General features: G+C 63.3%; 14 protein-coding genes. 7 read left to right on the plus strand and 7 right to left on the minus strand.

Features of this window, described 5'->3' with window-relative positions; translation table 11 throughout:
- Nucleotides 1-35: 35 nt before the first annotated feature.
- On the minus strand, nt 36-716 hold the full coding sequence (locus tag GA615_RS08555) for a DNA-3-methyladenine glycosylase family protein (protein WP_152050857.1): 681 nt from the start codon (nt 714-716) through the stop codon (nt 36-38).
- Complete coding sequence (locus GA615_RS08560) at nt 685-1,254, minus strand: glutathione peroxidase (RefSeq protein ID WP_152050858.1); 570 nt, start codon at nt 1,252-1,254, stop codon at nt 685-687. Before GA615_RS08560 ends, GA615_RS08555 begins: the two co-directional genes overlap by 32 nt.
- A 321-nt stretch (nt 1,255-1,575) precedes the next feature.
- Between GA615_RS08560 and GA615_RS08565 the strand changes: the two genes are divergently transcribed.
- A complete protein-coding gene (locus GA615_RS08565) occupies nt 1,576-2,871 on the plus strand; it encodes a formylmethanofuran dehydrogenase subunit B (protein WP_152050859.1) in 1,296 nt (431 codons plus the stop codon).
- A 49-nt stretch (nt 2,872-2,920) separates the two neighbouring features.
- Nucleotides 2,921-3,862 (plus strand): formylmethanofuran--tetrahydromethanopterin N-formyltransferase, encoded by a 942-nt coding sequence (gene fhcD / locus GA615_RS08570; protein ID WP_152050860.1) that lies wholly within the window; start codon nt 2,921-2,923, stop codon nt 3,860-3,862.
- 23 nt (nt 3,863-3,885) lie between these two features.
- Here fhcD and GA615_RS08575 read toward each other — a convergent pair whose 3' ends face one another.
- Entirely contained in the window at nt 3,886-5,103 is a 1,218-nt protein-coding gene (locus GA615_RS08575; RefSeq protein WP_152050861.1) for a glycosyltransferase, read from the minus strand.
- A 21-nt stretch (nt 5,104-5,124) separates the two neighbouring features.
- The gene (locus tag GA615_RS08580; protein ID WP_152050862.1) at nt 5,125-6,660 is read right to left on the minus strand and encodes a phytoene desaturase family protein; all 1,536 of its coding nucleotides are present in this window, start codon (nt 6,658-6,660) and stop codon (nt 5,125-5,127) included.
- A gap of 337 nt (nt 6,661-6,997) precedes the next feature.
- On the opposite strand from GA615_RS08580, the gene GA615_RS08585 reads away from it, so the two are divergent.
- Nucleotides 6,998-7,435: a CBS domain-containing protein gene (locus tag GA615_RS08585; protein ID WP_152050863.1), complete on the plus strand. Its 438-nt coding sequence runs from the start codon at nt 6,998-7,000 to the stop codon at nt 7,433-7,435.
- Nucleotides 7,436-7,522: 87 nt separating this feature from the next.
- Here the strand turns inward: GA615_RS08585 and GA615_RS08590 are convergent, their stop codons facing one another.
- Both GA615_RS08590 and GA615_RS08595 read right to left on the minus strand, forming a co-directional pair.
- Nucleotides 7,523-8,728, minus strand: a complete 1,206-nt coding sequence (locus tag GA615_RS08590; protein ID WP_152050864.1) for a trans-sulfuration enzyme family protein — start codon at nt 8,726-8,728, stop codon at nt 7,523-7,525.
- Nucleotides 8,729-8,804: 76 nt separating this feature from the next.
- Complete coding sequence (locus GA615_RS08595; protein ID WP_152050865.1) at nt 8,805-9,968, minus strand: PP2C family protein-serine/threonine phosphatase; 1,164 nt, start codon at nt 9,966-9,968, stop codon at nt 8,805-8,807.
- Nucleotides 9,969-10,353: 385 nt separating this feature from the next.
- Between GA615_RS08595 and GA615_RS08600 the strand changes: the two genes are divergently transcribed.
- From GA615_RS08600 to GA615_RS08610, 3 genes are all read left to right on the plus strand, one after another.
- The gene (locus tag GA615_RS08600; protein ID WP_152050866.1) at nt 10,354-13,026 is read left to right on the plus strand and encodes a M16 family metallopeptidase; all 2,673 of its coding nucleotides are present in this window, start codon (nt 10,354-10,356) and stop codon (nt 13,024-13,026) included.
- A 140-nt stretch (nt 13,027-13,166) separates the two neighbouring features.
- Nucleotides 13,167-14,771 carry a prenyltransferase/squalene oxidase repeat-containing protein gene (locus GA615_RS08605; protein ID WP_152050867.1) on the plus strand — a complete coding sequence of 535 codons (1,605 nt, stop codon included), beginning with the start codon at nt 13,167-13,169 and terminating at the stop codon, nt 14,769-14,771.
- Between the two features lie 330 nt (nt 14,772-15,101).
- Complete coding sequence (locus GA615_RS08610) at nt 15,102-16,421, plus strand: tetratricopeptide repeat protein (protein ID WP_161602235.1); 1,320 nt, start codon at nt 15,102-15,104, stop codon at nt 16,419-16,421.
- Nucleotides 16,422-16,482: 61 nt separating this feature from the next.
- Here GA615_RS08610 and GA615_RS08615 read toward each other — a convergent pair whose 3' ends face one another.
- Nucleotides 16,483-17,229, minus strand: coding sequence for a hypothetical protein (locus tag GA615_RS08615; protein WP_152050869.1), 747 nt, complete (start codon nt 17,227-17,229; stop codon nt 16,483-16,485).
- A gap of 388 nt (nt 17,230-17,617) precedes the next feature.
- Between GA615_RS08615 and GA615_RS08620 the strand changes: the two genes are divergently transcribed.
- The gene (locus tag GA615_RS08620) at nt 17,618-19,306 is read left to right on the plus strand and encodes a protein kinase domain-containing protein (RefSeq protein ID WP_152050870.1); all 1,689 of its coding nucleotides are present in this window, start codon (nt 17,618-17,620) and stop codon (nt 19,304-19,306) included.
- Nucleotides 19,307-19,378 lie beyond the last annotated feature (72 nt).

Raw genomic sequence — 19,378 nt, forward strand, 5'->3', positions numbered from 1 at the left:
ACAAGTCAGGAAGTCGACCGACGGTCAGGAGCGCGTCAGGTGGGCGGAGTGTCGATGCTTCGCCAGAGATACCACATTGCCACGGATCGAAACGGGCGCCAGGGCTCGGCCAGTTCAACGCAACGCCTGGGGTTTGGCAAGGATTCGAGTTCGTAGTGATCCCGAATCCCGACCCGGACTCCAAGATCACCGACCGAAAGCACATCGGGCCGGTTCAGGGCGAAGATCAGGAACATCTCGGCCGTCCAGGGGCCGATCCCTCGGATTTCGGTCAATTGCGCCATGATCTCCGCATCACCAAGGCGGCCGATTCGGGAAAGGACGAGTCGTCCCGACGCAACCGCTTCGCTCAGGTGAAGCACGTACGAGGCTTTGACCCCCGAGAGGCCCGCGTTCCGGATCCCCTCCACACCCAGCGCCAGCAGCGTTTCCGCCTGATGGCGAGGCGTCCCCTGACCTTCGAGCAACCGACGATTGATCGATGCCGCGGCCTTCGAGGAAATCTGCTGACCGACGATCGCCCGGACCAGAATTCCAAAACGATCGGTCTTCGGCCGGAGCAAACACGGACCGATCCGATCGATCAGGGGGCACCAGCGCGGGTCGATTGCTCTGAGGTGGGCAACCGCGTCGGCCCAGGGGTCGACGCGGGCCGGGAGGATGCGAGGGCCGGAGGGTGCCCCCTCAGGACTCGGCAAGGGCCTTCTCGATGGCATTGACCACCTTTTCCGACTTCGGATCGTCTCCCGGCTCGAACCGGGCAATGACGTTCCCCTTGCGATCGACCAGGAACTTGGTGAAATTCCAGCGAATCGTGCCGCCGTTTTCGGGGTGGGCCTCCTCGTCGGTCAGGAACTCGAACAAGGGGTGGATGCCCGATCCCTTGACGACGACCTTCGAGAACAAGGGAAAGCTCACCTCATAATTCGACTTGCAGAAGGCCCGGATCTCGGCATTGGTGCCCGGTTCTTGCTGACCAAACTCGTTGGCCGGGAAGGCGAGCACCTTGAAGCCTTTCTCGCCGTAAGTGCGGAAAAGTTCTTCCAGGCCGTCGTACTGCGGGGTGTAACCGCAATAGCTGGCGGTGTTGACGATCAGGAGGACCTCTCCCTCATATTGTTTGAGGTCAACCTCATTGCCTTCAATGTCGTTGACGGTGAAGTCGAGCACGCGGCGCTTGGCCTCCTGATCAGATCGGGCGGGCCCCGCGATCAGCAGGGCGATCGAGAGGAACGCGAGCAGGGATCGCATCATCGAATCAGTCTCCGGCGAAATCTCAATCCTGAGGTGGGAAGCATGGGGTCGCGAGCCACCGAAACGCCGATCACCCAGGCCGATCGGACGGTACGGCACTCCTCGAGTGCGATTGAGTTTTATGATGGATCGGCCGGGCCAAGGAATCAAGGGCGATGCGCCTGTTCTCCCTGAGAGTCACACTCAACACTCCCCCTCGGTTCGACAGTGGCCTCGCCTCCGAGGGCATGCTACGATGAGCCTCGATTGCCCGACCTCCCGAACGTCGAAACGCATTTTCCCGACTGTCGATCATTCGGGCATGCTCTGAACCAATTCACCATGACCACGCCCTCCTCTGACATCCGAGTCCTCAACGACGCGACTTGCTCGGCCTGTGGCTTGCTGTGTGATGACATCGTCCTGTCCATCTCGGGCCATCGGATTCTCAAGGCCGATCGAGCCTGCGAGCTTGGCCGTTCGTGGTTCCTGGGCAACCACCGAGTTGAAACGCTGCCGCCCGCGTCGGTCGATGGAATCACCGTGCCCGTCGCCGAGGCGATCGGACGGGCCGCCTCGATCCTCGTCAATGCAAGGGCCCCGGTGATCGCAGGGCTGACCTCGGCAACACTCGAATCTCAATCCCTTGCTGCGCGACTGGCAGATCGGCTTGGGGCGACGATCGGTCCGGATCATTCCGAGGAAGCCACCCCTCGCCTTCTGGCCATTCAACGCTCCGGAGCCGTGCTGGCCTCATTCGGCGAAGTCATTCATCGGGCGAAGTTGATCCTGTGCTGGGGTATCGACCCGGCCAGAACCCACCCTCGACTCCGGGAACGATTGATCGACCGGCCCGGCCGCTTTGTGCCCGAAGGTCGAGCGGGACGAACGGTGCTGGTGGTCGACCAGAGCGTTTCCGAATGTCGAAGTTGGGCCGACGGCGCAATCGCCGTCTCAAGCGGTCGCCACACCGAGGCCATTCAGGCCCTCCGAGGCGCCGTTCGAGGGGTCGCCGCCGATCCGATCCGGGTGGAGCGACACTCCGGATCGCCGGTCGATCTCTGGCAATCCTGGGCCGACCTCCTGAAGCGTGCTCCCTATAGTGCGATCATCTTCGGCGCCGAACTGGCCCGCGAGGGAGCTTCGGCAATCGAGGCCCTGATGCGATTGCTCGACGACCTGAACACGACCACCCGATGCGTGGCCGTTCCGCTGGCCGGTCCCGGCAATCCCGCCGGGGCCGAGGCGATTCTCACCGGAAGGCTGGGGGCCCCGGTTTCCGTCGACCTCGCGGACGGGATCGCCCGGTATCGCCCCGTTGACGCCGATCCGTGGCTCCGCCTGCAATCCGGTGAGGCCGATGCCCTGCTTCTTGTGGGTGAGGACCTCGATGAGCGGACCACGACTCGCCCCAAGGGAGTTCCAGTGATCCTCCTCGGCCCGAACGCCACCGCGCGATCTGCTCCCGGAGTGGTGGCCATCGCCACCGGAATGCCGGGGATCGACGATGGTGGCACCTTCTACCGATCCGACGAAGTGAGCTTACCCCTGCGACCGGCGATGACTCCCGTTCACCCCTCAATGCACGAGGTGCTGGCAACGCTCCTCAGTTACTGTGCGACCCTTCAATCCCACTGATCGCACCACTCCTCAAACCTCCTCCACCGGCTCTCGACCGGAGCGCACAATGCAGGTTAACGGTGTCCCGATCGTCGATACGTTCGCCGAGGCCTTCCCAATGGTCGGCGCTCGCTTGATCGTCACGGCCGACACCGCGCACTGGGCCGAGATTGCCGGTCGAGAAATGACCGGCTACGCCTCCAGTGTCATCTCCTGCGACGCCGAGGCGGGCATTGAGCGTCCCTTGACGCCGGAGGAAACCCCCGACGGTCGGCCCGGCGTGGCGATTCTCGCGTTTGCCTTCAGCAGAAACGCTCTGGAAAAGGCGCTGATCAAACGAGTCGGCCAGTGCGTGATGACCTGTCCGACGACCGCATGTTACAACGGCCTGCCGATCGCCCCCGGAGACAAGACCCTGAGCCTCGGCGGCAAGCTCCGCTATTTCGGGGATGGCTGGCAGATCAGCAAGAAACTCGGCGACCGACGCTTCTGGCGCGTGCCAGTGATGGACGGCGAATTCACCTGTGAAGACCTGTTCGGTTCTCAGAAAGGAGTGGCCGGCGGCAACCTCATTCTGCTTGGCACCGACCCAGGCCCCACCCTCGAAGCCACCGAACGAGCCGTGGACGCGATGCGAAAGGTCCCCGGTGTCATCTTACCCTTTCCAGGGGGGATCGCCCGTTCCGGTTCAAAAGTCGGCAGCAAGTACAAGGCCCTGCTCGCCAGCACCAACACGGCCTACGCCCCCATGCTCAGGGGCCTTGTTCCAACCGAATTACCCGACGAGGTTCGTTGTGCGTATGAAATCGTGATTGATGGTCTGACGCTCCATGATGTCGAGTCGGCCACGGTCGCTGGCCTTCTTGCCGGAGCGACACCGGACATCGTCGCGATCACGGCTGGAAATTACGGTGGGAAACTCGGCCCATTCCATCTTCATTTGCACGAGCTTTTGAGGCGAAACGGCGTCGCTTCCGACGCGTCTCCCTCCAACACCACTGCGACGTAACAACGGACGAGCCAGCCCAGCTTTCACAACCCACCTGAATTCCGAACCGATTGCTCCTTGATGCTCCTGGCGCAGAACTCACGATCCTTCCAGAGAACTCGACCCCGGAAATAGTGCCAGACGCTCGCGGTGGTAATCGCGATATATGCTGAGATTCCCGCTGGGAGTGCGAAGGCAAACACCTTCGGGAGATTCAGGAAGACGACGACGGGCATGGCCGCCACCGCCTGGCCGAGCAACCCCATCAGGCCCACGGCGAGCCAGGCGAGGCGGAACACTTCCGCGCCGTCAGCATTCCAGAGGCCGAACAACCCCACGGCAGTCGCCACCCAGGGGGTCCAGGCCATGAGTAACCCGATCAAGGCCCCCGTCGCGTACTTGTGCAGTTGGTAATCCATCCCCGCATACGCGTTTTTCCGCAAACCGCGCCAGATGTCTTGAAAGCTGCCGTACATATGAGTCTGAGAGAGTTCGGGAGTGGCATCGACCTGGAGCCGACCACCCTGTGATTTGACCCGAGAGGCGAACTGAATGTCTTCCACAATCTCGCCTCGAACGCTCTCAATCCCACCGACACGCTCATACGTGGATCGGCGAATCAAGACGAACGCGCCGTGTGCCAACGCCTCGGGGCGTGCGGGATCGTTCACCCGTCGCAGGGGATAAAGCATGGAGAGAATCTGAATCAAGGCCAGGGCAATCGAGCCTTGCCAGAAGGTATCACAGCGCGGTCGGCCCAGGAAGGAAATGAAGTCCGCTTCCGACCGCTCGGCCTGATCAAGCGCCGTAGCCAATGCGTTTGGGTGCAGCCAGAGGTCGGCATCGACCATCCAGACCCACTCGGAATCGGTCGCGTCGACCCCTTGATGCAAGGCCCAGGTCTTGCCCACCCACCCGTGCGGTCGGTCGCCCCCGGGCAAGAGCCGCACCGGGTGACGATCAGGACCGGCACCGGCAACAGCCTGACGAACCAGATCGGCCGTGCCATCCACCGATTGGTCATCGACCACGTGAATTGAGAGATGAGGGTATTCCTGCGCCATCAGACATTCGAGTGTCTGGGCAATGTGCGCCGACTCGTTGCGGGCCGGAACGACCGCGGCCACCGTCGGTGCTTCCGCTCCCCAACGCCGGTCGGTCGGGCGCAGCCAGCGGGACGATCGTGAGCGATGCACGCAGACGAACGCTAGGGCCACCCAGCCGAGGGTAACGACCAGGGCCAGAATAAATCCAAAAATCATCACGCGATCTCCTGTCTCGTCTCAAGGCCGCGTGGTTGCCGATCGGGGTGGGGTCCGGACACCAAGGTCCTTGGCGATCCGACCCGCGGCGATCTTCCCGCTTTGGACCGCCATGGGAAGACCTGCACCCGGTTGCACTCCCCCGCCAACGAAGTACAGACCAGGCACGTCGGGCCGATAGTTTAAGGGTCGGAAGCCCCCTCCTAGGATGTTATGTTTACTGCTTAAACCGTAGATCGCCCCTCGAAACGCATGGAATTTCCGGGAAAACTCGGCGGGGCCTGTCACCTGTCGCGTGACGGTGGCATCGGCCAGGCCCGTCATCCCGGCGCGTTCCAGACGCTCAATGAGTCGATCGGCATATCGTTCTTCGAATTCCGGATCGCTGGTGGTCTCATCCGGCATTGCGGGAGCACCGATGACGATGAAGGGGTTGCTCCCCCCCTGGGGAGAGTCGGCCGGATCGGTTGCACTGGTGACATTCACATACAAAGGAGGATCGCTCGGGAACTCGCCGCGGTCGTAGACCTCGTCGTAGACCCGGCTTGATCCCTCGGTCAGCACCAGAAGGTGATGAGCCGCGAGGTCCCACGTCCGATTGCAGCCCAGTTGAACGGTGAAGAACGACCCCGAGGGTTCCACCTTCCCCTCACGGATCGTCTCGACCTCTGGGGTAAAGCCGCGCCCCCCTCGTAAGAGTCGATGCGTGTGAACATAATCGCTATTCGACACGACAACATTGCACGGCACCGGACCGTGAGACGTGGCCACCCCCTGAACCCGTCCCGAGGCGTCCAACTCGATTGCTTCGGCTTCCACCCCGGTATGAATCTCGACTCCCAGGTCCCGGCAGGCGGCGGCAATGGCCAGAGGAATGGCGGCGATCCCTCCCGAGGTCGGATACCAGACTCCTTCCCGGATGATCGTCCAAGGGATCACCAGGAGCGAGGCCGGAGCCGTGATCGGGTTGAATCCCGAGTACGTCGGAAAGCCGTAAAGCAGTTCCCGGATCGGACCGGATCGGAACGTGCGATCAACCTCGGCCGCATACTGCTGAAAGGGCGAGATGATCCTCGCCGAACTCATCAGCGGCGAGGTCAAGACCTGCGGCCAACTTTCCAGCAAGCGATCGCAGTAGGCATGGCCGATCTTGGCCGCGAAGCGGTCGAGGCGTTCGAGGAACGGCCCGAGCGCATTGGCATCCACCGGGTCAATCGAGGCGAAGGCATCGCGGAGCCCAGGTTCATCGGCGGGCAGGTCGAGCTGTCGACCATCGGAAAACACCACGCGGAAGGCTGGGTCCAGTCGGTTCAACGGGAGGTAATAATCGGGGTCGAGTCCTGCCTGGGTGAACAGCTCTCGATAAACCCAGGGCATGACAACAATGCTTGGGCCTTCGTCCCATCGAAACCCGGCCTCACGACGCTCGCTGGCCTTTCCTCCAAGGGCAGGGTGACGTTCCAGCAACGTGACTCGCAATCCCCGTCGCGCCAGTTCGAGGGCAGAGGAGAGTCCGCCGACTCCCCCTCCAATCACCACCACATGCGATCCTGCCATGCCGCGTTCTCGATCAAGTCCTGGACGGGAACGCCGATTGGCCGACTGTCGGCCGCAACAACAGCCTGTGATCCCGGAACAATCAGTGTAGGCGCGTCGGCCACGGCGATCCAAGCTCAGAGCCCGGCGAGCGCCCGCGCCCCGCCGCTTGACCGTCGGGCCCTCGAGACGATCCGGGAAATTGAGGGCGAATTGTGTTGCACACCTCCGGGAGATGTTTCAAGATATTCATGCTGTTCCCGTCTCCCTGCGCGTTGCTCCAATCTTGGCCTGGTTTCCCGAATTCTGATCGGGACTCCCATCACCGTACCGGGCCATCCGCGAAGGAGGGTTGATCATGCACATTCGAAGCGTCCTCTCGGGAACGTCCCGGTCGATCATCACCATCGGCTCGGAAGCGACCGTTTCCGAAGCGGTTGCCGTCCTGGTCGAAGAAAATATCGGGTCGCTCCCGGTGGTCGACGACACCGGCGAGATGGTCGGCATTTTCACCGAGCGAGACATCCTCCGAGGGCTTCACCATCAGGGCAAGGAGTATTGCCACGAGCCGATCCATTCCGTGATGACCCGTCCGGTCGTCTCCTGCTCGGTCGCCGAATCGGTACACGACGCCATGGGACGCATGAGCGAACACCGCATCGGTCAGCTTCCCGTGCTCAACGAGGACGGACGCCTCGTTGGACTGGTTTCCGTCGGCGATCTTATCCGCTTCCTGCACGAATCGGCCGATGAGGAACGGAAGAACCTCATGAATTACGTCTACGGCCCCGCCTGACGGTTCCCTGACCCTTGACTCACCGTTCCATCGATTCCTACGCGCTACAACCCTTCCCAAGGGAACGGATGCCGTTCGTCGTCCTGTTCAAGATAGGGTCGCGAGGGCCTGTTCCAGATCGGCAGCAAGATCCGCCGGGTCTTCAAGGCCGATCGACAGGCGGATCAGGCCGGGAGTGATCCCGAGGCGATCGAGCAGCCCAGGCTCCTGCCCTCGATGGCTCGTGGTCGCCGGATGGCTCAGGGTCGTGGCCACGTCTCCCAAGCTGGGTGCGAAGGGGATCTGGCCGAGATTCCGGATGAAGGTATCGGCTCGGTGCCGATCACCGAGATCAATCGTGACGATCGCGCCGAACCCACCGTGAAGCAAGGTGCGTGCGCGTTCGTGATCGGGATGATCGGGCAACCCCGGGTAATGGACGGCCCGGATCGCGGAGGATCGGGTCAGGCGTTCGGCCAGTTCGAGTGCCGTTGCACAACACCGTGACGAGCGCAGAGGCAACGTCGCGAGCCCTCGGCAGGCGAGCCAGCTTTCGAACGGGTTGCCGGACAGGCCGAAGGTGGAGGCGAGCCGGCGAACTCGGTCCATCTCCTCGTGGGTGCCGGCAACGAGCCCGAGGGTCAGATCGCTATGGCCGCCGATCAGCTTGGTCCCGGAGTGAACCACGTAGGAGGCCCCCAGCTCCAACGGACGGCAGAGCAGGGGGGCGAACGTATGGTCAACCACCAGCTTCGCCCCAGCCTTGTTCGCCATCGCGGCCAGAACGGGGAGATCCGGGAGCCGGAGCAACGGGTTTGAGAGCGTCTCGACCATCACCAGCCGGGTCCGGTCGCGCAGGACCGCGGCGAGGGACTCGGGCCGAGTCGCATCGAAACCGGTTGCCTCGATCCCGAACCGTCTCAGCTCGCGATCAATCAGCGAGATGGTCTTCCCATAAAGCTGTTCGGCAAACGCAATGTGGTCGCCTGATCCCAGCTCGGAGAGCAAAACCGCGGCCGAGGCCGCCATTCCCGACCCACAGACGGCCGCCGCTTCGGCCCCTTCAAGGGCCGCAATCCGAGCCGCGAGCGCACTGGCGTTCGGGTGTCCATCCCTCGCATAAACAAACCCGTCGGCCTGCCCCTGGTAGACGGCATCGACATGGTCGAGCCCTTCAAACCGGTAGACCACGCTCAATTGGGGAGCGGGCACCAGGGGAGTCGAGGACGATCCGGGGAGGAGGTTCGGCCGGGCGCAGATCGTTTCCGGAGCGGGCTGAGCCGGGGAACTCCGGGGTGTGTCGGAAGGGTCCATCGCATCGGTTCGGCAGGGTCGATCGGTCTTGAATCGCAAACCACCAAGGAAGGAAGCCGGGACGAAACGAAGCCGATCATCGCGCCCCGATCGGGCCATACTCCTTGCGATGGAGCCGGCCGGCGACGCCAAGTCGTACGATCGCTTCACCCAGATGTTTCAAGGCCAGGCGATCATTCCCGGAGGCTCGGGCCGCTTCCGCCTCGCGCCGACTGTTCGTGAGCTCGGCCCAATCGACCGGCCAGGCGTGTTCGACGGCCATCGAGTGCACGCGGCGGAGGTCGTCGCCCAGGCGATCGAACAGGTTCGCATCGAGCGGACAGGGAGCCGTAACGTAGATGTTTTCGTCCACCGGTTCCAGAACGGGTTTGCGATGAAACGCGTTCATCAGGCCGGTCAACGAGAAACCCTTTCCTTTTCCTGCTCCCTCGGCGGCCGCGCCATTGGTCGTGACGGATCGAGAGGGGTCATCGGGATCCTCCCAGGGACCGGTCCTGACGACCATGACGGTGATGTTGTCCTGTCCCCCTCGCAGGTTCGCGAGGTGTAGCAGGTACTTGCAGGCCACCTCTGGGTGGAAGGCCGACGCGAATGCCCCCAGCTCCGGGTCCTCGACGGGACCAGAAAGGCCGTCGGAGCAGAGCAGGAAGACGTCTCCCGACTCGACCGGATACGGCCCTTCGATATCGACCTCAATATTCGGATCGGGACCGAGGCTCCGGGTGATCACATTCTTTGGCACCGACCTCATCGCTTCTTCGCGAGACAGGTGCCCCCGATAAATCAGCTCCCAAACAAGGCTATGGTCGAAAGTCAGTTGCTCGACCGTACCGTTGCGAATGCGGTAAACCCGAGAGTCTCCCACGTGGGCGATCAGCGCTCCGGCCGGCAGAAGGACAAGGGTCGAGGCCGTAGTGCCCATCCCCTCGAAATCCTTGTTGGCCGTGGCCTTGGTGTGAATGATCTTGGCGACCTCGCGATAGGCTCGGGTTAGCCCCTCGGCCGGGCTGTCGATCTTCAGCTTCGCGAAGTTGTGGGGAATGTTATCGCAGGCGAGCTTGCTGGCCAGCTCTCCCGCGGCATGCGCCCCCATGCCATCGGCAACCATGAAGACATGACCGCGTTTCTTCCAGGTTTCGACCGTCTTGGCGCGGACGATCGCGTGGCTGTCCTGGTTATTCGCCCGACGCATTCCTGTGTCGGTCGCCGCGGCATCGATAATGATCTCTTGCCAGTTCACGACCGGCTCCCGCTGATTCGTCGATCGTACTCTGCCGGTCGGTAGCAGCGCCTCGATCGAAGGGGGCGTACTCCTTGGACACAATCAACCCTGACGCAACGACCATCCAGCCCCGAGGCACAGGTCACACGATCATGATCGCCCGCGACCATTGAGACGATCTTACCGACCGATCCTGCCGCTCAATAGACCCCAGACGACCTGAATCGGACGGATTTCCATCCGATCACGAGAGGATTGCTTCTCCTTCAGGGTAACGCGTCTGATGGTAGGCACGAAAGATTACTTCGACTAAGGTGGAATTGTGACTGACCTGGGACCCGGGAAGTTTCCCCGTCCTCCAGCCCCGAGCAAACCCGGCCCCGCACCCGAGACCCGATCCGGCATGACTCCCTTCTCCCGGCCTCCCGAGATCGCCTTTCAGAAGCAAACGCTGTCAAACGGTCTCGATGTCATCGTTCGTCGAGACCCTCGCCTCCCGATCGTGGCCGTGAACCTCTGGTATCACGTTGGCTCAAAAAACGAACGGCACGGCCAGCGCGGCTTCGCTCATCTGTTCGAGCATTTGATGTTCGAAGGCTCGCAGCATTTCCCCGGCGATTTCTTCAAACCGCTCCAGCCCAAGGGAGCTTACGTTAACGGCTCGACCTCTCCCGACCGCACCAACTACATCATCGACCTGCCGACCGCGCACCTGGAACTGGCCCTGGCGATGGAATCGGACCGCATGGGCCATCTGCTCGCGGCCCTCAGTGAGGAGAAGCTGGAGATCCAGAAAGGGGTCGTCCAGAACGAATACCGCCAGAACTACGCGAACCGCCCTTACGGCAGCGTCTCTCGCGTCTTGCCTGAAGCCCTCTATCCCCCCGATCACCCGTACCACTGGCCGACCATCGGCGCCATGGAAGACGTGGCCGCGGCCTCGTTGACTCAGGTGGAATCGTTCTTCCGCCGGTTCTATGTCCCCAGCAACGCCAGTTTTTGTCTCGTCGGCGATCTGGACGAGGACCGCGCCTTTGCACTCGCCGAACGCTACTTCGACCCGATTCCGGGGGGCGTTCCCGCGATGCGACCGCCTGTTCCCGAGGTCACCTCGCCTCCGGCCGACCCGATCCTCTTGCGCGATCGGGTGGAACTGAACCGCCTCTACCTGACCTGGCACACCGTTCCGCAGTTTCACCCCGACGACGCCCCGCTCGGCCTCGCCGCCGACATCCTGGCCCGAGGGCGGTCCAGTCGGCTCTACCGCCGGCTTGTCCTCGACCAGCAGATCGCCCAGAACGTTTCGGTTTACCAATCCGGTCGCGAGCTGGCCGGAACCTTCGGGATCATGGTCACGCTCCGACCGGGTCAATCCTGGGAGGTTGCCCGCGATCTGATCGACGCCGAACTGGCCGGCCTCGCCCGGCAGGTCGATCCCGACGAACTTCACCGTGCCCAGACGGGAAGGCTAGGCGCCTTGATCTATGCCCTGGAGTCGCTCGGTGGCTTCGGGGGCGTGGCCGATCGCCTGAACGCCTATAACATTTACCTCGGCGATCCGGAACGCATCACCTCCGATTTCGATCGCTTCGCTCAGGTCACCCCCGACCAGATCTCCGAGGTCGTTCGGCGATGGATCGCCGGAGAAGTCGGGACAACCGCCCCTCGGGTCGAGCTGGTCGTCCTCGGCCGCTCCGGGTCCCCCGCTCCCGAGCCGCTGAATCGTGCCCAGGCTCCGGCCGCGGCAACCCCTGTCCCGTTCCGTGCCCCGATTCCCGAGCGATTGACCCTCCGATGCGGGGCCGAGCTCTGGGCGATCGCTCGACGCGATCTCCCGGTCGTCACCGCCAGCCTCGCCGTTCCCGGAGGAGCAGGGGTTGTCGCTCCCGACCGGGCCGGACTGGCCAGCCTGACCGCCGCGATGCTCGACGAGGGAACGACAACGCGATCGGCCGTCGACCTGGCAATCGAGGCCGAATCCATCGCGACCAGCCTCTGGGCCTCGGCCGGTTGGGATGGCTCGTACGTTGGCCTGCGATGCCTGACCTCAAACCTCGATGCCAGCCTCAACCTGGCAATCGACATCCTTCGCAATCCGACCTTTCCCGAAGCAGAGTGGAACCGCATCCAGAACCAGTCGCTCGCCGCGCTTCGAGCCCGTCGCGACCGGGCAGAGACGGTTGCGGCCCTCACGCTGCTTCGAGCCCTCTATGAGGCCGATCACCCCTATCAAGTTCCGGCCGACGGAACGCCCAGCTCCGTCGAGCGGCTTGATCGTGAGCGGCTTCGGCAATTTCACGCCGAGCGTTATCTCCCGGCCGGATCGGCCTGGATCGTCGCGGGAGACATCGATCCGCAGGCAATTGCCCGGCAGCTTGACGATCGACTCGGCGACTGGTCCGGGACCGCTCCCGAGCCGATTCCGCCGATCGCTCCGGCCTCAGCCTCCCGCCGTCGGATTATCCTGGTCCACCGGCCCGACGCTCCCCAGTCGAACGTTCGGGTCGGGCAGATCGGCCTGCATCGTCGCGAAGAGGATTATCTCGATGCCATCGTCCTGAACCAGATCCTCGGCGGCCAGTTCTCGTCTCGGCTCAACGAATCGCTCCGCGAACAACGGGGGATGACCTACGGGGTTCGAAGCGCCTTCGATGCCCGTCGAGGGGCCGGGCCCTTCACCGTCTCGGCGGCCGTCCAAAGTGATCGGGCCGCCGAGGCAGTCGAGGAAATCGTCCGGGAGATCGAGCTGTTGCTCGGCGACCGCCCCCCTTCGGATCGAGAGCTGGACGACGCGAAGCGGAGCCTCCTGGAAGGACACGCCCGGCACTTCGAAACCCCTTCGGACCTCGTCTCCCGCTTTGCCAGTCTGTTCCTGCACGGTTTCCCGGCCGACCACCACGCCCGGTTTGCGGAACGCCTGGCCGCCGTCAGCCTCGACTCGATGGCTCAGGCCGCCGCTCGTCGCCTTCGTCCGGAAGGCTTGGTAGCGGTCGTGGTGGCCGACGCCGACGACGTGCTCAAACCGCTCGAAGCCCTGGGCTGGGGGCCGGTCGAGCGAATTGACGTGTCCGAATGAAACGGCGTCTGATGGCGTCCGTTCGTTGGGGGCCATTTGTGGTCGCGAGGCTCACGCTCGAACGACTCCCTGGTCCCGTGCGCTACAATGGATCAGCCACGATCGAGGGTTCCTGCATCTTCAACTGACCGGAGCGAGCGATGCCGACCCGTTCCAAGCGGTTTCGACCGCTCCGCCGAACCCGGATCGCCTTGCGTCGGGCTATCCTCCGTCTCGATCAAAACCCGCCTGCCTGGACCCGGAATCTCACGCCCTGGTCGGCCAGCCTGATCACCCACCTGATCCTGATTATCCTGATCGCCATTCTCGCCTTCCTGAATCCCGTGGCCAACCAGGACGACGGCGACCCCGGATTCCAGGCCAGGATGGCGGATCAGCTCACCGATGATCTGACGACCCTCGACACCCTCGACCAATCCGGCGATCCCTTCACCCGGCTCGACGACCCGACCCCTTCGCTCCCGATCGATCCAACTGCGATCGATCCCGAGGTCGTCAACGTTCCTGAACTGGCCTCCCGGTTCGGACCCGAGTTGAAACAGAGTCCCCTGGAGTGGGTCGTCGAACGCCCCGATCGTCTCATGCTCGGTCAGGCTCCGATGGCGACTCAGCTTGGCAGTCAGGCACAAATCGCCCCCTTCTCGGGTCGAAGTGCCTCGATGAAAGCCGCGCTGCTGCGTCGGGAGGGAGGGACCGCCGAATCGGAAGAGGCCGTCGAACGCGGGCTTCAATGGCTCCTGCGGCATCAGGGCCCGGCGGGCAACTGGTCGCTTAACTGCGCCCCCCACTGCACCGAAGGCCCGTGCCCCGGCAACGATCAGATGATCTCGGACACCGCCGCCACCGGGCTGGCCTTGCTCCCGATGCTCGGCGCCGGGCATTCACACGTCGAGCCCGGCCGCTACCAGACCAGTATCGACCGCGGCCTGACCTGGCTCAAAGGGGCTCAGCAGCCCAGCGGAGAACTGTTTCTCGGCGGAGGAGGAAACGCCCGGATGTACAGCCACGCCATCGCCACAATGGCGCTGTGCGAGGCCTATGGCGTTTCCCGAGACGAGGATTTGCTCGAACCCGCCCGGCAAGCCGTGCAATTCATCATCCTGGCCCAGAACCAGCAAGACGGCGGCTGGCGCTATCAGCCGGGCGACGCGGGCGATACCTCCGTCTTCGGCTGGCAGATGCTCGCCCTGCGCAGTGCCTCGCTCGCGGGCATCAAGATTCCCGATCACGTCGTCACCGGTTGCCGACGCTACCTCGACGGTGCCGCGGCTGACCCGGTCGGAGCAACCTACAGCTACATGCCTGGCCGCAAACCCAGCCTGGTGATGACCGCGGAAGCGCTTCTCTGCCGCCAGTACCTCGGGTGGAGACGGACCACACCCGCCTTGCGATCCGGAGCGGCTCAGGTGTTCCAGGATCTGATGACCTCCGGCGATCGGAACATCTACTTCTGGTATTACGCCACCCAGATGCTCCACAACCTCGGTGGCAAGCCCTGGGAACATTGGAATACCCGCATCCGCGAGGGGCTGATCGCCAATCAGATCCAGGGAGCCGGCTGCGACCGAGGGAGCTGGGACCCGAACAGCCCCCAGCCTGACCGCTGGGGCCGCAGCGCCGGCCGCCATTACACTACCTGCCTTTCCATCCTGACCCTCGAAGTCTATTATCGCTATCTCCCGCTTTACCAGGAACGTGATCTTCGCCCCTTGAGCCCTCCCCCCCCCTCCGACACGGCCGACTGACCAACACGCTCAGAACGCCCCCCCGGAAGCCCATCCCTCATCGATTCGGCAAGATGCCGAAGACGCAGAACGGCGAAGTTTTTCGGAAAAACCTTGGAAAACCTGGGCAGTTTCTCCGCGCAATGTCGCCCAATGATTCATGGCTCAATCATTGGATTGGGGCAAGGGTAGACGACCCGCCTATACTATCACTCGCACAGAAGAAATCATCATCTCATCGGTTCATCAAAGGCCCAAGATTTCATGACCATCAAGCGGTCTGGTTCCGTCCGAGCAGGGCGGGCCTTGGTTGCGGCGGTTTCGGTGTTATTCGGAATCGGAGCCTGGTGGGTGATCCGGGGGATTGTTCCGGTCGAAGATGGAATTCCCGAGGCTGATCCGCTGGCGATGGCCCGATCGCAACTGGAACAGGGGCAGGGGGAGCTTGCTTGGGAGACGCTCGCCTCGCGCGTTCGCCCCGATGCCGAAGCCCATTGGCTCCTGAGCCGGGCTGCGTTGCAACGCGGTGATCTCCAAACCGCGGAAGCCTCACTGGCCGAGGCTCGGTCGCTCGGGTTCGAGAACGATCCGATGCGGACGGAACCCGCGGTTTTCGTCGGATCGGCTCGATGCGTGTCCTGCCATGCCGAAATTGCCCACGATCAGCAAGCCAGCCATCATGCCTCGACCTTCGCCGGCGCCGATGACCTGGACCAGCTTCCCTTGCCTGATGGCCCCATCCCCGACCCCGAAGTGCCGGAGGTCATCCACTCCTTCCGCAAGGAGGGCGATCGGGTCATCGTGGAAACCGAGGTTGCGGGCGAGCGATTTTCGATGGTCCTCTCGCATCTGATGGGCTCGGGACACCACGGAACCACCCCGGTCGGGATCGATCCGCTCGGCAATGTCGTCGAGCTTCGGCTCTCTCACTATGCCAAAGAGGTCGGGTGGGACCTCACGACCGGCCACCTTCCGCGCCCTGCCGTCCCCTCCGAGTTCCTTGGGCGAACCCTCGCTCCACACGAGCAGCAGAGCTGTTTGAACTGCCACACAACCCACCTTCAACCCGACGAATCGACCGCTTCCTGGACGGTCGTCGAAGGTGGGGTCCGGTGTGAGCAGTGTCATGGTCCCGGTGGGAACCATCTGGCCGCGGTGAACGGCGGGTTCTCCGAGCCGGCGATCATGCGACCCCGGCTCGCTTCGGCCGAGCAAGTCGTCAACCTCTGCGGAACCTGCCACCGGGCCTCGGAATCAGGCCCTCAGGACGAATCGAGCAATCCCTTCCTCGTCCGGTTCCAGGCAACGACGTTCGTCAGGAGTGCCTGCTTCATCCAGTCAGCTTCGACGGCGAAGTTCGATTGCGTCAGTTGCCATAATCCGCACCGTAACGCCGAAACCGACTCGAGGCACTACGATTCCGTTTGCCTCTCGTGCCACTCAGATACGCGATCCCTTGATCAAACGATCGCCACAGCGACCCCCCGGGAATTCACCGCGCAAACCCTTTGCCCGATCGAGCCGACCCAGGGTTGCGTCTCGTGTCACATGCCCCCTCGGGAAAGCTCGATGCGAAACACTCTGTTCACCGATCACCACATTCGGGTCCAGGAGGACCTGGATCGGGTCGATCCCCCAGACTCGGTTTCGGAACAGCGGGCCGAAGAGTGACGAGAATTCCCCGGCCCCGTGTTCCCGAACTGGAAGAAACGCTTGCCTCGAAACGTCACGATCAAGGGACGAACTGGGCCAACGGAATCGTTTTGTGCACCACCAATCGACCCACGGCCAAGGTCTGCGGCGTGGCGTTCACGGGCAAGTACCAGACCAGATCACCCGGTCGGACGAACGAGGGCGATCCGATGGTGACCTGAGTCACCGACATCCCACCCGCGCCGGGAACCACCATCGCCGAAGGTCCTCTCGGTGGCGCAATCACAATCGGATTGCCGGCGATCAACGCTCCCACCAGATGACGACGCTGCGGCATCCATTCCTCGCCGGGAATCATGGAATACCGCCCGAACACGTTGACCTGGAACGGGTTATTCCGATTCAAAGCCCGATTGTAACTGGCCAAGACCAGCGAGGTTGGGGTCACCAGGGCGCGGGCGGATCCCTCGAACAGATCGACGTGACCGGCCACGACACTGCCGTTCATCAGGTCGATGCCGGTCACCTCGGCCAGGGTTCCGGGAGCGGCCAGCCTCGGGTTCGCCGGCCAGCGGATCACGAAGACCTCAATCGCTCCGAACGACACCGGAAACTGCTGTCCGGCCGCATTTTCGAGCACAATCCACTTGGGCGTCGCCGTCACCACCCGGGCCCATTCCCCTCCGCCCGGCTGGAACTGCGGGGCGGTGAACCCCCCGATCGCTGCCGTGAACGGCCCCTGGGCGCGAGTCACCGACGCCCCGAGGCTCAACATGCCGGCGATCCCGATTCCCAGAATCACTGCTCGGAGCCTGTTGCGAGTCATCTCGGAAACCTCCCCGAGTCGAGAACCCCGGGCCCTTGTTCGAATTCCGATCGCCTGGACGTGGTCGGGAACGCGATCGCTCTTGATGGTTTATTCTAACCTGTATCCGCGACTCGCGGCGAGTGTCATCTGCTGAACCCGTCCGATCCGATCATTCGGGGCCATCGGGTGGATTCACCCTTCCCGACTCCCGCATCCATACGCCGCCGTTCGTGATCCTGAACCGTTCGTTCTGATGGAGCGGGTCCGTGGGGCTCCGAGTGTCTGCAAGGTCGGTTTTCCTGTTTGCAGGGTCGCCAGACGGTCACTACACTAGTCAAAGTCGTTCCATCACTTCGCCTTAACCCATTGGGGTGTCGGTCGAACTTTACGGAGTCCGAGCGGTCCAATGAGTGATTCCGAGGCGACCACTGGATGGGCTGACGCCGACTCCTCCGGAGCTCCCGATCGTGATTTGACCGGCCAGTTGCTCGGGGGCGAGTTCCTGGTGGAGCGATTGATCGGCCGGGGAGGGATGGGAGAGGTCTATCTCGCCCGGCAGCAGGGGTTAAATCGGCCGGTTGCGTTGAAGGTGCTCCGGCCCGACCTGGTTTCCAACCCGACCTACCTGAGCCGATTCGAGGTCGAGGCCACCGCGGTGGCCCGCTTGAATCATCCGAACATCGTGCAGGTCTACACCCTCGGCCGAGACGGCGACCTGCGCTTCATCGCCATGGAGTATGTTCAGGGGACGAATCTCCGGGACTATCTCCGCAAAAAGGGGACCGTCGAGCTTCCCCTGGCCTTTTCCATCATGCGGCAAACCTGCCAGGCCATGGCGGCGGCCAGTGAGTTGGGGCTGATCCATCGCGACATCAAGCCCGAAAACCTGATGCTGACTCGCAAGGGGCAGGTCAAGGTCGCCGATTTCGGCCTCTGCCGCGAGCAAGGAGCCGAGGCCCTGCACCTGACCCAGGAAGGGGTCACGCTCGGGACCCCCATGTATATGAGTCCCGAGCAGGTCCGGGGGCTGAGCCTCGACCATCGCAGCGACCTCTACTCGATGGGGGTCACCTTCTACCACATGCTCGCCGGGGTTCCCCCCTTTCGGGCCGAGACCGCCGTTGCCGTGGCCTTGAAACACCTGCAGGAGCAACCGATCGACCTGTCCGTGCACCGACCCGACCTGCCTCCCGAGTTGGTCAAACTGGTCATGAAGCTCATGGCCAAGAAGCCCGAAGACCGCTACAAATCGGCCGGTGAACTCGATCGGGAACTCCTCCGCCTCCGTGGAATCGTCACTGCCACTCAATCGATTCCCACAATCTCAACCGGTGAACCCACACCTTCGCCTCTCCCCGGTTCCTCAATCGCCTCGGGGCCGTCGATCCTTCAACGAACCGCATGGAGGATTGGTCAGCTACGGCTCGGAGGGGGAACACTCGTGACGCTCGGGGGGCTCGGCCTGCTCGTTGGCGCGGCCCTTGGCTGGTCGGCCCGCCCGACCGACATGCTTTCCGGCGGAGCCCCGGCCGGACCGCCGGCCCTCTGGATGGCTCCCGCCTGGGAATCGATCCCGAAACAGGCGACGGCCCAGGATCAGCTCCGCTACGCGCAGCTCCTCGCTCGCCCCTCTGATCGTTCGGCAGCGCTGCTTGCGGTCCCCGGCCATTTTCCGAGGGCCGAGCCCTGGGGCTCGACCGCTTACACGCAACTGGCGCGTGCATTGTTCGACCGCCTCGATCACCTCGGACTCAACGCCCTGGCCGACTCACTCGAAGCAGAGCCCGAGGCCGCAACCCAGCGGCGCCGACTGGCCGACATCTGCCGAGCCGCCTCGAACGCCCTGGAAGATCGACCCGACCTCGCCCTTGAGCATCTGACTGCCCGAGCCCCGGCTCCACCCTATCTCGAACCGGCTCTGGCCGAGCTGGCGCTGGAAGTGGCGGAATGGGCCAGGAGCAGCCCCAGCGCAAGCCCGCTGGCGGCCCAGTGGACAAACGTTCGAGAAGATCTCCTCCAGGCGCTCCGCATCGTCACCTTCGATCCCGCCGAGCGATTCGAACCCGGGCGACGACGCCCCCAGGCCCGACCCTGACCCTGAACTCTGACCCGCTCGGGATCGTATCGGATCACAATCGACGCAGAACGGTTCTTAAAACATCCCATT

Source organism: Tautonia marina (assembly GCF_009177065.1).
GTDB classification, from domain to species: Bacteria; Planctomycetota; Planctomycetia; order Isosphaerales; family Isosphaeraceae; genus Tautonia; species Tautonia marina.